The sequence below is a fragment of the Proteus sp. TJ1640 genome, assembly GCF_003144445.1.
Lineage (GTDB): Bacteria > Pseudomonadota > Gammaproteobacteria > Enterobacterales > Enterobacteriaceae > Proteus > Proteus penneri.
In genome coordinates this window covers 160,452-174,978 of sequence record NZ_PENY01000021.1, presented here as the reverse complement: position 1 = coordinate 174,978, position 14,527 = coordinate 160,452, and the positions used below count along the sequence as shown (strand labels likewise).

Below are 14,527 nucleotides of genomic sequence, written 5' to 3'. Positions count from 1 at the left end.
CTAAATAAATAAGCGAGCGCCCTTGGTTTCGATGAGTTCTCATAGCATTTCATTTTTTTACTTAAAACACTACTTACATCACACTAAACACATCAATTTTTGAATATTGGATTTATTTAGTAAAGACGTTGTCATATAAACTAATCGTTTTTATATTTATAAGATAATACCAGATAATAATAAAAATAATAATACGATTTTTATCATTTAGTTACGCAACTTACGTGTAAAAATATCCTTGTATTCTGTTGCTGTTTTTGAATACAAAGATAAAATCAAAAAATGAATATCTATTATAAGAGTTGATATTTATTTTATCCTTCCAATAGGAGAACTAAGATGAGTCATTTTAAAATTGGTATCGTTGTCGGTAGTTTAAGAAAAGATTCGTTTAATAAACAAACAGCACATGCCTTAATTAAGTTATTTCCTCAAGAATTTACCTGTCAGTTTATTGATATTAGTGCTCTTCCTCTCTATAACCAAGATGATGACAGCAATACCCCCGCCTCTGTTATCGATTTTAAACAGCAAATAAAAGCGTGCCAAGGCATCATATTCATCACACCGGAATACAACCGCTCAATACCCGGTGTGCTTAAAAATGCGATTGACCAAGCCTCTCGCCCTTATGGAACAAATGCTTGGAATGAAATTCCAGCCGGTATTATTGGCGTTTCAACCGGCAATATTAGTACCGCAATAGCTCAACAGCATTTACGTAATTCGTTAGCCTTCTTGAATATGCCAACACTAAATCAACCAGAATGTTATCTAAAATGGTATGACGGAATGGTTGAGAATGGGAAGTTTTCAGAGAAAACAGCAACTTTTATACAAAGCTGGGTTGATGCCTACATTGCTTTTGTGAAGCAAAATAATCATTAATCAAACTCCAAAGAGCTTTATATAAAAAATATAAGCTCTTTTTTTATTACCAGAGCTAATGTAATTTATTGGGTTATAATATCCCCGCTGACAAATAAAAAATTTAATCTTTCATAGACAAAAAATAACGATATCCCTTGCTGATTTCAATATTAAGCAATATGAGACAAAAATAGATTATCTTTAAAAGATACATTCTTATTATTACAACTAAGAATTGTTTACTATACAACCAGCAATAAAGCCATTAAAAGAGAACTAAATTTAACATCAATTTTAATCATTTATCTTATTCATTATAATGTCAGAGGATATCAATAAAGCCTTAATCTACAGCCACATATAAAATTTACTAATTGATAATTATTTTTAATGTTTTATATTAGGTTAAAACACTAGGCATAATGTGCGATACTTCTCTAAATAATATGCTTCTATAATTGTGATAAACAAAAAAATTACCTATATTACTCACCTATTAAATACTGGCAGGTAAACCATGGATAAAAATTTAAAAGAAATTGAATGCGAAATTGCCGCTCTAAAAATTGTTATCAAATCCTTACTTTCCACGCTAAGCAATAAACAACGAAGAGATATGTTGGCCAATATATCTGTAGTACTTGAGGATACATCGAACAAATACCCTCAACTCAATGAAATTATTAACTTAACTGAACAATATGTGAAGAAGCTTACTCAACCTTAATGAAAATGATATTTACTATTGCTATAAAATTTACCCCTTAGTTTTATAGGGTATTCTGTGATTTTCTACCCATTAATACAATGCTAAGTTAAATTTACTGAATATCTGTTTTTCAAATCTCAAATATCCTCATATTTACTGTTCTAATATACAACATGATAAAATCGTATATTCTTTATCAAGTTAATTTTTTCTTGGATTTTATTAAGTAATTAATTAATATAAAAAACAATTTATCACAAGGCAATAAACTGTCGTTCTTTTGAGGATCTTATGGAAAAAAAAGTTGTCAATATAGCGTATGAAATTGCGGCAGTGAAAGTAATTTTAAAAGCCTTGTTATTGACTTTGACAGATAAACAAAAAGAAAGAGTAATCCATGATATAAATAAGACCGTCAATGAGGCTTATCTCGATCATCCTCAATACCAAGATGTTATAAGCAAGACAGAACAATATATAAAAAAAATACTCTAAATATTGATTCTGTATTCTTTAGCACCCTCGCTTATTATTTATAATAAGCGAGGGGATTTATATCTTTATATTTAAAAAATCAAATTGCTTCAAGCTATAATATAATCACTGATTGACTATAAGAATTGAAATAGAAAGTACTTTTTGATTAATTGAATATAAATGAAATAATACTATTACTTATAGCTCACTTAATTTGGGTATAATTTTCTGTTTCTCATGGAAGAAGTCATGAACTATGCTGTTTCAATACTCAATAAATGACTAAATTAAGCTTTATATTTATTATGTTCATGCGTCTAACGAGTAAAACTTACCACCTTAGACACATACTCTATGCATTTTTTATATCAACGATGAACAAAATTGAATTTTTGTACAGATAACTGTAATTCTTCCGTTTGCCTTTCTAACGAAATGGCCGCCGCTGAAACTTGTTCAACTAAAGAGGCATTCTGTTGCGTTACACCATCCATTTGGGTAATAGCTACACTCACTTGACCAATACCTTTACTTTGCTCTTCAGATGCAATCGTGATTTCTTTCAATATTGACGTTACCTGTTTAACTCCCGTCAAAATATCGTCCATCATTTTTTCCATATCACTCACTAATCTTGCACCTTTTTTTACGCGTGTTGTAGAATCAGCAATAAGGGCTTCAATCTCTTTCGCAGCTTTGGCACTATCTCCTGCTAAATTACGCACTTCATTGGCGACAACCATAAACCCTCGACCATGAGCTCCTGCTCTTGCCGCTTCTACTGACGCATTTAAAGCGAGTATATTCGTTTGAAAGGCAATGTTATTAATAACATTGATGATATCTGCAATCTGACTTGAACTATTAGAGATCCCATCCATCGTGGTTACAACAGATTCAGCTAATTCATTACCTTTTTCAACAGTCACTGATGCAACTTCAGCCAATTCTCTCGCTTGATAAGCATGTTCCATATTCTGGTTAACAGCTGCGGTTATCTCTTCCATACTTGCTGCAGTTTGCTCTAATGCCTTTGCTTGCTCTTCTGTACGAGAAGCTAAATCGTTATTCCCTCTGGCAATTTCAGATGCACCACGATAAATATTATCGCTTCCTATTCTGATCGTGCTTACCGCGTCATGTAAACTATTTTGCATGTTATTTAATAATGGTATTAATCGCCCAGCACAGTTATTACCAAAAGGCTCTAGTGGCTGACTCAAATCACCTTTTGTAATTTTCACAAAATGTTGACGAATGCTTTCTAGTGGTTTTTGTAACATTGCCACTAAATAACGATCAGTGAGGATCAGGATACCTCCCCCTAAAATGGCACTAATAATAATAACAATTTGTGTCACTTCAATAAGCTCATCTACTTCTTTAATCGTAGTATCAATTTTTATATTTGCGACATTATTAAAGTTTTCACTCACGTTACCTAATTCGCGACTCAATGCTGGTGTTACATTTTTTGCATGATGTTCATATTGCTCTATGGTGCCATTGAGTGCTAATTCCATCTGCTTTTTTACGCCTTGCTCAAAAAGCGCTTGCCATACATCCATTAACTCTTTTGATACTTTTGCATCCATTGGCCCAGGAGAAACAGATTTCATATACGCAATCTGTTTTTCCATATTTTCCATCGCCAGCTGTGCTTGTGTAAAATCGACGTCTTTACCTTTTGCTTTTTCCTCAACAAGACGATTTAATCGAGAAGTGAATCGAAAATACTGATCATTTCCCATGCTAAGAGCAGCCATTTGCTTAATTATTTTATTATCAGATTGATTACCTTCAGATATTTTTGATAGTGACCATGCGCTATAAAAACTAACACTGCCAAATAACACACATAAAGTCCCCAATATGATTATCATCATCAGACGAATAGTAATGTTACGAAGTTTCTGCATCGAATTTCTCAACTAACAAGATAAAGTAAGCCCAATAGGGCGTAATGTACTCTTATCGACACTTTTTCAATTTATTTTAATTTTTTACTAATTTTTTTATAATTTGATTTTTTATTTTATATACATAAAAAGAGTTATGCGCAGGAAGCAAAAATGTTACTTATATATCATTTTTTATAATTCCATATAAAAAACAAAAAAATCATTTAAAATCATAATGTTGATATAATAATTACGATAAAAATAAATAAGAAGCATTAAAGAGAGAAAAGAATAATTGAGGGAAAAAATAAGGTTTGGAATATTCTTAAATTAGCTAAATAAACATAAATGTTGAGTGGACAATATTGAGAGAGTATTTGAGGAAAAGAGTTTTTGGAGCGGGCGAAGGGAATCGAACCCTCGTATAGAGCTTGGGAAGCTCTCGTTCTACCATTGAACTACGCCCGCAGTTGTTTTTTCCGATTATACGCTCCCTTAATCGAACAGCAATCCCCTTCTTATTTAAGTGATTATTTAATCATCATGAAAAATATAATCTATTAATAATAAACATAAAAAAGCCACCTATCGGTGGCTTTCAATTAATTGCGATTCTTTAATTAGAATAACAATTATTTATTAGGACGCATTGCTGGGAATAAAATGACATCACGGATTGTATGACTATCAGTAAATAACATTACCATACGGTCAATACCAATACCTAAACCTGCTGTTGGCGGTAATCCATGTTCTAATGCGGTAATATAGTCATGGTCAAAGAACATCGCTTCTGCATCACCGGCTTCTTTTTGACGAACTTGATCTTCAAAACGTTCGGCTTGGTCTTGTGCATCATTAAGTTCTGAGAAACCATTACCAATTTCACGACCACCAATAAAGAATTCGAAGCGGTCAGTGATAAATGGATTATCGTCGTTACGACGAGCTAATGGTGAAACTTCTGCCGGATATTCAATGATAAAAGTTGGTTGAATTAAGTGACTTTCTGCAACTTCTTCAAAAATTTCACACTGAACACGGCCTAAGCCCCAGCTTTTCTCAATCTTAATACCAATAGATTGAGCAATAGCAACTGCTTTATCCATATCATCAAGATCAGCCATTACCGTTTCTGGACGATATTTGCAGATAGCTTCTTTCATGGTTAATTTGGCAAATGGTTTGCCAAAATCAAACTCTTGGTCGCCGTATTTCACTAACGAAGAACCCAATACATTTTCAGTTAATGTACGGAATAATTCTTCCGTTAATTCAATTAAGTCACGGTAATCTGCATACGCCATATAGAGTTCCATCATAGTGAACTCTGGGTTATGGCGTGGTGATACACCTTCATTACGGAAATTACGGTTGATTTCGAATACGCGATCAAAGCCACCCACAACTAAACGCTTTAAATATAGTTCAGGTGCAATACGCAGATACATATCAATATCTAACGCATTATGGTGAGTAATAAACGGACGCGCACTTGCTCCACCAGGAATGGTTTGCATCATCGGCGTTTCAACTTCCATAAAGCCTTTGTTCACCATAAATTGACGAATACCCGCCATAACTTGTGAACGAATTTGGAAAGTTTTACGTGATTCCTCGTTAGAAATCAGATCTAAATAACGCTGACGATAACGCATTTCTTGGTCAGCTAAACCGTGGAATTTATCCGGTAATGGGCGCAATGCTTTAGTTAATAAACGTACTTCTGTACAGTGAACACTTAATTCACCGGTTTTCGTTTTGAAAACACGACCACGAGCACCTAAGATATCGCCAAGATCCCATTTTTTAAATTGCTCGTTGTAGATACCTTCTGGCAAATCATCACGAGAAACATAAAGCTGGATGCGTCCCCCCATGTCTTGCAATGTAGCGAAAGATGCCTTGCCCATAATGCGGCGAGTCATCATACGACCTGCAATAGCAACTTCCACATTCGCTGCTTCTAACTCTTCTGCACTCATTGCATCATACTTTTGATGTAATTCGTTAGACAGAGAATCTCTGCGGAAATCATTTGGGAATGCGTTACCATTATCACGTAAAGCGGATAATTTTTCGCGACGTGTTTGCAGTTCGTTATTTAAATCAGGTGCCTGCTCCGCACCTTGTTGCTGTTGCGACATGTTTTTCCTCACAGGCCCGCTTTTAAGCTAGCTTCAATAAATTTATCAAGATCACCGTCTAATACTGCTTGTGTATTACGCGTTTCCACACCAGTACGTAAATCTTTAATACGTGAATCATCAAGAACATAAGAACGAATTTGACTACCCCAGCCAATATCGGACTTGTTATCTTCCATTACTTGCTTGTCTGCATTTTTCTTTTGCATTTCCAGCTCGTATAACTTCGCTTTCATCTGCTTCATTGCCTGATCTTTGTTCTTATGCTGAGAGCGATCGTTTTGGCATTGAGTGACAAGACCTGTAGGAACGTGGGTAATACGAACCGCAGATTCTGTTTTGTTGACGTGCTGTCCACCCGCACCTGAAGCACGATAAACGTCAATACGTAAATCAGCTGGGTTGATTTCAATATCAATATTGTCATCAACTTCAGGGTAAATAAAGGCAGAGCTAAATGAGGTATGGCGACGGCCACCGGAGTCAAATGGGCTTTTACGAACTAGGCGATGAACGCCTGTTTCTGTACGTAACCAACCATAAGCGTACTCACCAATAATTTTGATAGTCGCTGATTTTAATCCTGCAACATCACCGTCAGATTCTTCAATAATTTCAGTTTTAAAGCCTCTTGATTCAGCCCAACGTAAGTACATACGCATCAGCATACTTGCCCAATCTTGCGCTTCTGTACCACCAGAGCCAGCTTGTAAATCAAGGTAGCAATCCGCACTGTCATATTCACCAGAGAACATGCGACGGAATTCTAATTGCTCAAGCTTTTTATTTAATACATCTAATTCAGCAATGGCTTCGTTAAATGTCTCTTCATCATCAGCTTCAACCGCTAATTCAAGTAAACCAGAAACGTCTTCTAATCCTTGGTCTAATTGGTCGATAGTTTCTACGATAGCCTCAAGAGATGAACGCTCTTTTCCCAATGCTTGCGCCCTTTCTGGCTCATTCCACACATCAGGTTGTTCTAATTCAGCGTTAACTTCTTCTAAACGCTCTTTCTTGGCATCATAGTCAAAGATACCCCCTGAGAACATGTGTTCTTTCAGAGACTTCTTCAATTTGGTGTTTTACTGGGTTGATTTCAAACATGCTTTTTCGTCTTTATGTTGTTTTCAAAAACAATTGGAATAAATTTTGAACCGCATATTGTAACGGATATATCCACGGGTTTATAGCATTTATATACAATTGTCTACTCAATAGTTGTTGTCATAACAACGTTTTACTTTATATCACAATAAATTGCTTAAATTATTCGTATTAACAAGGCCAAATGTGCTCAACAAGCAGTTGCGCATTTCTTTGCCCTCTAAATTCATTCACATCTAATCGATAAGCTAACTCAACGGTTTTAATACTGTTATCAGGCCAAATATTGATATCAACATTAAATGCTATAGCATCAATCATAAGATGACTATTTACTGGCTGAAGCATCATTTTTAAATGCTTACTGCCTACAATACGCTGTTGCAATAACGTAAATTTGCCATCAAATAATGGCTCAGGAAAAGCTTGCCCCCATGGGCCTGCTTCTCTTAGCATTTCAGCGATGGGTAGCGATAATTGATTTTCCGTTAGTTCACCATCAGATAAAATAACACCTTGCAACTGCTCGTCAGAAACCAATTCAGACATTAAAGAGGAAAAATGACGCTGAAATAGCGGGAATTTATCTTCTTCAAGTGAAAGTCCTGCCGCCATTGCATGCCCACCAAATTTGAGCATCAGACCTGGGTTTAATGTATTTAATCGCTCTAACGCATCCCTGAGATGTACCCCACTGATTGAACGACCAGAGCCTTTTAATAGACCATCCCCGCTAGGGGCAAAAGCAATAACAGGGCGATGTAATTTTTCTTTAATGCGAGACGCTAAAATCCCCACAACACCTTGATGCCATTCAGGATGATAAATTGCTAAACCATTCGGCAAGTCATGTTGAGTGCCCATAAATTGACGGAAAATAGTGGAGGCTTCTTCTTGCATACCCGCTTCAATTTCACGACGAGTTTGATTTAAGCCATCAAGTTCATTAGCAATTTCACGCGCAGAGCCAATATTATCGGTTAAAAGTAAAGCGACACCCACAGACATATCATCAAGACGCCCTGCAGCGTTTAAGCGAGGCCCTAAAGAAAAACCTAAGTCACTACTAACCAATTGAGAGAGCTCTTTACGAGAAACTTCCGTAAGTGCTTTTATCCCTACGCAACAACGACCCGCTCTAATTCGGCGTAATCCTTCATAAACAAAAATACGGTTATTTTCATCTAGAGGAACAACATCTGCCACAGTACCTAGCGCAACTAAATCGAGAAAATCCGCCATATTGGGGCGAGTCAAGTTTTGTTGCTCAAACCAACCTTGTTTTTCTAATTCAGCTCTTAATGCCGTCATTAAATAGAACGTAACACCAACGCCCGCTAATGCTTTAGATAAAAAAGGACAATCAGAAAGATTAGGGTTAATAATCGCATCAGCAGCAGGTAATGTTTGTCCCGGCAAATGGTGATCTGTTACTAGAACTCGAATACCGTATTCATGGGCAGTTTCCACCCCTTCAAAAGAGGAAATACCATTATCAACAGTAATAATGAGATCAACCCCTTTTTTGGCAACATCATGAACAACTTGAGGGCTTAAGCCATAACCATCATCAAAGCGATTAGGAATATGATAGCTTACTTGCTTAAATCCCATTTGGCGTAATGCTTTGATAGCCAATGCTGTACTGGTTGCACCATCAGCATCAAAATCACCAACAATCACGATACGAGATTGCTGTTTTAAAGCCTCAATGAGTAATGAAATTGCCGTTTTAATTCCTGTTAATGCTTGGTAATGAAGTAAGCCTTTTAACGATCGTTCTAGTTGAACTTCGGATGTTATTCCGCGATTAGCATAAATCTGTCGTAATAAAGGATCTAAGTTATCCGGCAATTGAGTTGCCTGTGCAATTCGACGACGTAGTGTCGGTTCAATAGTGACCATAAAACGTGATTACTTCTCTTTTTTATCTAATAATTCAATAAGGTTTTGAGCAGAAATATATCCACCATAAATACTCGCATTAGGTAACACAATAGCAGGTGTGCCTTGAATTCCTATCATGGTGCCTAATTTAAAATGTTCATTAATATTGATTTTTTTACATTCATCAATGGGAATAATTTTGTCACCTTTAAATGCACTGTCTAACGATTTATTAGGGAAACCGCTACACCACACCGCATTCATTTCTTTACTCACAATATTATTGCCAACACCATTACGAGGAAATGCTAAATAACGTACCGTTATCCCCTGTTTATTCAGCTCAGGGACTTCTTGGTGAAGTTTTTGACAGTAAGGACAACTAATATCAGTAAAAATGGTGATCACATGGCGTTCATTACGCGCTTTATAAACGATCATTTCATTTTTAAGTGAATCTACTTTTTTCATAATAACTTGATTGGCGATACTAACAGGCTCACCGCTGCTGATATTATAAATAGGGCCTGCTGTTAGATATTTACCATCGTCAGTAATGTAAAAAATACCTTTATCTGATAACACCGCATTTAATCCAACAATCGGGGTTGGTTGAATGCTTTCTGCCTTAATTTGCATTTTAGCCAATTGCGCTTCAATAGAAGCATTGTCAGCAAGCACAGGCATTGACACCATGCTTAATAGTATTGGCAACCAGAGTAATTTCTTTTTCATTTAAATTCCTATTTAATGCCAGCGTGTTGATGGCTATCCCCTTGGATGATGTTGCTGATGAAGCACTTTCAAGCGCTCTGTTGCAACATGGGTATAAATCTGTGTTGTAGAGAGGTCACTGTGCCCCAATAACATCTGTACAACACGCAAGTCTGCTCCATGATTTAAAAGATGTGTTGCAAATGCATGGCGCAACACATGGGGTGATAACTTTTCAGTATCAATTCCAGCAATCACAGCATAATGTTTTATCCGATGCCAGAAAGTTTGTCGTGTCATTTTCTGCCCTCTTAGGCTAGGAAAAACAATATCGTCTGTTTTTCCTTGCATTAAAGTGGGTCTTCCATATTGCAGATATTGTTCTAACCAGTAAATAGCCTCTTCCCCTAAAGGAACGAGTCGTTCTTTATCGCCCTTACCGATCACTCTTAATACACCTTGCCGTAAGCTGATATCAGAAAGAGATAACCCCACTAATTCAGACACACGAAGCCCACAGGCATAAAGCACTTCAAGCATTGCTTTATCACGTAATTCTAATGGTTCATCAATACAAGGGGCATTGAGTAAATCATCAACTTGTTGCTCGCTTAAATCTTTTGGTAAACGCTTAGGAAGCTTAGGGGTTGAAAGCAATGCGCTAGGATCGTCTAAACGTAATTTTTCACGATATAAATATTGGAATAATCGACGCATTGTACTGAGTAATCGGGCTGCACTGCTGGCTTTATAACCTTCATCTAAACGCGTCGCGAGAAAAGATTGCAAATCCAAAGTAGAGACTGACAACCAATCTAATTGATGATGTGCAAGCCATTGCCCTAATGCTTGCAAGTCTAAGCGATAAGAGCTAAGCGTATTTGCGGATAAGCCTTGCTCTAACCAAATATTGTCGAGAAATTGTTCAATGATAATATCTGTATCTTCATTGATATGAGTTGTCTTTTTTATCGATAATTTGGTTTGTGACACAGTCTGACTCTCCCTCTCTTTAGCTTATCGCCTTTACATTATGCCTTATAAAAAAATTTTTCTGGTACAATAGTGACCTTTATTGGCAAAAATATCCTAGAAACCTTTATGAAAATTGGTCTATTTTACGGTTCCAGTACCTGTTACACCGAAATGGCAGCAGAAAAAATTCGTGATATTCTCGGTGAAGAGTTCGTTGATCTTCATAATGTTCAAGAGTGTGATATCACGCTTATGGAGCAATATGACATCCTTATTTTAGGTATTCCCACTTGGGATTTTGGCGAGATCCAAGAAGATTGGCTCAATATTTGGGAAACATTGCCAACATTAAATTTAAAAAATAAACTTATTGCCATGTATGGAATGGGTGACCAAGTCGATTACAGCGAATGGTTTCTTGATGCGCTGGGTATGCTCTATCATCATTTATTACCAAGTGGTGTTAAATTTATTGGTTTCTGGCCTGTCGATGGATATGAATTTATCAGCCCAAAACCTTTATCAGATGATGGCAAACATTTTGTTGGTCTTGCATTAGATGACGTTAACCAGTTTGAAGAGACTGATGAACGTTTATCACAATGGTGTATGCAAATTCTACGTGAAATAGAAGAAAATTTATAAATTTAATATCCAGATATTAAATATCTGGATATTGCATTAATAACTGAGATAAGTTACGCCACTCATTTTCAGTCATACTATCAAATGCAACCCATAACGTGATTTGCTTTTTATTTAGAATAGAAGTCAATGTTATTCGAGTACCAAAACGGCTTATCCAAGGACGTTTCGTTATTTGCCATTCATGTAGTTTCCATTGAATTCGATTGCCATTTAGTAAAATAAAATCTCCTTTGATACGGCTAATATTCTTTTGTGTAAAATACCAACTGCTTATCAGGAGAAGTAACAATGGAACCCAAACATAAATAAAATCAGGTGGCCATGGATACAACAGTAAAGCTATCACAAAGGCAACATAAGCAACCGTTGAGAAGAGTTGAGTGAACCATGATACTGTGAGGTGCGATTTCCATAAAATCACGAGTTATATTCACTCCTGCTATAATTCTATATAGATAGAAATAAGTTAAAGATAATAAAAAACCAACCTATTTATAATGTAACTTCCTTCTTAACCTTGCAAATAGTTTATCTTATATTTTAGCTTGATTATTAATTGTTAATTTTTCTATTTAATCTGTGTTTAAAAAACACAATTTAATAATAAGTACGTAATTTTTATTCTTTTTTAATTACTGTTTTAATAAAATAAGCATACCCGATCGACTAAATATCCAGAAGATAATCGTGAAAAAAAATCATTTAAACGATAATTCATAGAGACAACTCGCATTTTTATCGCAAACCTGTTCTTTATTTCATCACATTTTAGAACATGAATAATATTATTTTTTATATAAAAATAAAAAAACGCCTTTATGAGATAATAAAAGCGTCATTTATAATCAACAAAAAATTATTATTTAGCCTATCGCTGATTTTATACGTTTTTTTTATTAATATTTATCAACGATTTCCGCCATTCTAGCTTTATTGCGATCTTGAATTAATTTCACCATATAATCGAGCTCATCATCATCAGGGCGTCCATGATTCATTAACCAGTTAAATAAATCAGGATCTGCACACTCTAGTAAACGAACAAAAAGTGCTTTATCGTTATCAGATAGCGTGTCGTACTCATTCTCGAAAAAAGGCATGATAGAAATATCTAGTTCACGCATTCCACGACGACATGCCCAGTTAATTCGTGCTTTATTCTCTATATCGATAGTCATACTCTGCTCTTTACATTGTTCAAATCAAGAAATACCACTATTTCTTCCTAGTATTGATGATAGTCTTATCGCAAAATTTTTAACATCAAAATGATCACAGTTTGCATGTTTAGTCTCATAGACAACCTATTGAACACACATTCATTTGTTATTTATCAAGTTCATTTTCTGTGCGTTAAAAATAATAATGACTTGCATTGTCTTGTCACTCTTTTACCATAACTGATGTATCTGATTAATTTAATAGCTGGTGACATCATGACTCAAAATTCTATTCAGGCTAAACGCCCTCATGCAGCAATCAATTTGCCATTAACACTGGTTTCTTTAGATGAATGGTCACTGATAACAGCAACAGGTGCTGACAGTGAAAAGTATCTACAAGGTCAATTAACAACGGATATTGCAGCACTTCCAACAACGACACATACATTGGCTGCACACTGTGAAGCAAAAGGTAAAATGTGGAGCACACTTCGCTTATTCCACCAGCAAGAAGGTTTTGCTTATATTCTGCGTAAAAATGTCGCACAAAAACAACTTGCCGAATTAAAAAAATATGCCGTATTCTCAAAAGTAACCCTAGCTGAAAATACAGATAGCGTTTTATTAGGGTTAGCTGGGCAAGGTGCAGCTCTTGCATTAGCTGATTACTTTCCAAATATCCCTCGTAAAGCAAACGAAGTCGTTAATCACGATAATACTTATATTCTTCAACTGCCTTTACCTACTGAACGCTTTTTAATCGTAACCGATGAAGAAACAGCAAAAAATCTTGTAGCAACATTAAAAGCGGAAATCAGTAATAGTGAGCAATGGTTAGCTTTAGATATTGAGGCTGGATATCCTATTATTGATACTCCAAATATTGAGCAATTCTTACCTCAAGCAACAAACCTACAGGCATTGCCACTGAGCATCTGCTTTAAAAAAGGTTGTTATACAGGGCAAGAGATGGTGTCTCGTGCGAAATTTAGAGGCGCCAATAAACGTGCAATGTATCTGTTATCAGGTGGCGGTACTGAGCTACCTGAGATCGGAGGTAGTATTGAGTGGCAATTGGGTGAAGATAAATGGCGCAAAACGGGCACTGTATTAAGCGCTGTACGTATGGCTGATAATACTATTTTGGCTGAAGTTGTTATGAATAACGATATGGAGTTCGATAGTGTATTTCGAGTTCAAGGCGATAGCACCAGTCGTTTATCCATTAAACCACTGCCTTATTCTTTAGAAGAAGAGTAATTCTTATTTATCATAACCAATACGGATTTTTATGACACAATTACCTAAAGGCGCATTTGGCCCCTTCTCTGATACGATTAACTTTATTATGGAGTTAGATAAACTTAAACGTGTTTATCGTAAAAATAATGTATTAGACAATAGCCGTTCTGAAAATACAGCAGAACATAGCTGGCATTTTGCGGTTGCTGCAATGAGTTTCCAACCTTATGCGGGCGATATTGATATGGGGCGTGCTATTCAATTAGCTTTAGTCCACGATATCGTTGAAATCGACGCTGGTGACGTTATGGTGTATGACGTTGCGGCGCGTGAAGCTATCAAAGAACACGAGCAAAAAGCTGCAAGACGCATTTTTGCTTTATTACCCTCCCCACAAAGTGAATATTTCCTCAATTTATGGTTGGAATATGATGCTGCTGAAACACCCGAGTCTCAGTTCGCTAATATTCTTGATCGCACCATGCCAATGCTGATGAATTTACATAATGAAGGTCAAAGTTGGGTAGAAAATAATATCCGCTTAGAACAAGTATTAGCGCGCAATCTGTTTATTGAAAAACAGTGGCCAGAATTTTGGCAATATCTCTACCCTCAATTATTAGAGGCGCAGAAAAAAGGCTGGTTGAAGTAACAACAAAAAAATACCGATGGCTAACTTAACCATCG

The 14,527-nt window shown here is 35.9% G+C and carries 14 protein-coding genes and 1 tRNA gene; 6 read left to right on the top strand and 9 right to left on the bottom strand.

Features of this window, described 5'->3' with window-relative positions; genetic code table 11:
- Positions 1-339 precede the first annotated feature (339 nt).
- The 3 genes from DK861_RS08235 (at position 340) to DK861_RS08225 (ending at position 2,074) form a co-directional block, all read left to right on the top strand.
- Positions 340-888: an NAD(P)H-dependent oxidoreductase gene (locus DK861_RS08235; protein ID WP_109399800.1), complete on the top strand. Its 549-nt coding sequence runs from the start codon at positions 340-342 to the stop codon at positions 886-888.
- Positions 889-1,387: 499 nt separating this feature from the next.
- A complete protein-coding gene (locus DK861_RS08230; RefSeq protein ID WP_109399799.1) occupies positions 1,388-1,597 on the top strand; it encodes a sigma-S stabilization anti-adapter protein IraP in 210 nt (69 codons plus the stop codon).
- 273 nt (positions 1,598-1,870) lie between these two features.
- Positions 1,871-2,074: a hypothetical protein gene (locus DK861_RS08225; protein WP_109399798.1), complete on the top strand. Its 204-nt coding sequence runs from the start codon at positions 1,871-1,873 to the stop codon at positions 2,072-2,074.
- A 350-nt stretch (positions 2,075-2,424) separates the two neighbouring features.
- On the opposite strand, the gene DK861_RS08220 is transcribed toward DK861_RS08225, so the two are convergent.
- From DK861_RS08220 to xerD, 7 genes are all read right to left on the bottom strand, one after another.
- Positions 2,425-3,975 carry a methyl-accepting chemotaxis protein gene (locus DK861_RS08220; RefSeq protein ID WP_109399797.1) on the bottom strand — a complete coding sequence of 517 codons (1,551 nt, stop codon included), beginning with the start codon at positions 3,973-3,975 and terminating at the stop codon, positions 2,425-2,427.
- Positions 3,976-4,351: 376 nt separating this feature from the next.
- A tRNA-Gly gene (locus tag DK861_RS08215) sits at positions 4,352-4,425 on the bottom strand.
- A 164-nt stretch (positions 4,426-4,589) separates the two neighbouring features.
- Positions 4,590-6,104: a lysine--tRNA ligase gene (gene lysS / locus DK861_RS08210; protein ID WP_109399796.1), complete on the bottom strand. Its 1,515-nt coding sequence runs from the start codon at positions 6,102-6,104 to the stop codon at positions 4,590-4,592.
- Positions 6,105-6,112: 8 nt separating this feature from the next.
- Positions 6,113-7,211, bottom strand: a protein-coding gene (gene prfB, locus DK861_RS08205) for a peptide chain release factor 2 (RefSeq protein WP_109399795.1) whose coding sequence is annotated in 2 segments (ribosomal slippage) — positions 6,113-7,135 and positions 7,137-7,211 — 1,098 coding nt in all. Because the reading frame shifts where the segments join, the coding sequence is not laid out codon by codon here.
- Positions 7,212-7,382: 171 nt separating this feature from the next.
- Positions 7,383-9,116, bottom strand: coding sequence for a single-stranded-DNA-specific exonuclease RecJ (gene recJ / locus DK861_RS08200; protein WP_109399794.1), 1,734 nt, complete (start codon positions 9,114-9,116; stop codon positions 7,383-7,385).
- Between the two features lie 9 nt (positions 9,117-9,125).
- Entirely contained in the window at positions 9,126-9,833 is a 708-nt protein-coding gene (gene dsbC / locus DK861_RS08195) for a bifunctional protein-disulfide isomerase/oxidoreductase DsbC (protein ID WP_072063342.1), read from the bottom strand.
- A gap of 33 nt (positions 9,834-9,866) precedes the next feature.
- A complete protein-coding gene (gene xerD / locus DK861_RS08190; RefSeq protein WP_109399793.1) occupies positions 9,867-10,805 on the bottom strand; it encodes a site-specific tyrosine recombinase XerD in 939 nt (312 codons plus the stop codon).
- A gap of 108 nt (positions 10,806-10,913) precedes the next feature.
- Between xerD and fldB the strand changes: the two genes are divergently transcribed.
- Complete coding sequence (gene fldB / locus DK861_RS08185; protein ID WP_072063492.1) at positions 10,914-11,432, top strand: flavodoxin FldB; 519 nt, start codon at positions 10,914-10,916, stop codon at positions 11,430-11,432.
- Positions 11,433-11,448: 16 nt separating this feature from the next.
- Here fldB and DK861_RS08180 read toward each other — a convergent pair whose 3' ends face one another.
- Together DK861_RS08180 and sdhE are read right to left on the bottom strand one after the other, a co-directional pair.
- Entirely contained in the window at positions 11,449-11,856 is a 408-nt protein-coding gene (locus tag DK861_RS08180; RefSeq protein ID WP_109399792.1) for a protein YgfX, read from the bottom strand.
- A gap of 475 nt (positions 11,857-12,331) precedes the next feature.
- Entirely contained in the window at positions 12,332-12,607 is a 276-nt protein-coding gene (sdhE, locus tag DK861_RS08175; RefSeq protein WP_109399914.1) for an FAD assembly factor SdhE, read from the bottom strand.
- Between the two features lie 264 nt (positions 12,608-12,871).
- Here sdhE and ygfZ point away from each other — a divergent pair, with 264 nt between their 5' ends.
- Together ygfZ and DK861_RS08165 are read left to right on the top strand one after the other, a co-directional pair.
- Entirely contained in the window at positions 12,872-13,858 is a 987-nt protein-coding gene (gene ygfZ / locus DK861_RS08170) for a tRNA-modifying protein YgfZ (RefSeq protein ID WP_109399791.1), read from the top strand.
- Positions 13,859-13,889: 31 nt separating this feature from the next.
- Entirely contained in the window at positions 13,890-14,492 is a 603-nt protein-coding gene (locus tag DK861_RS08165; RefSeq protein WP_109399790.1) for an HD domain-containing protein, read from the top strand.
- The last annotated feature ends 35 nt before the right edge of the window (positions 14,493-14,527 follow it).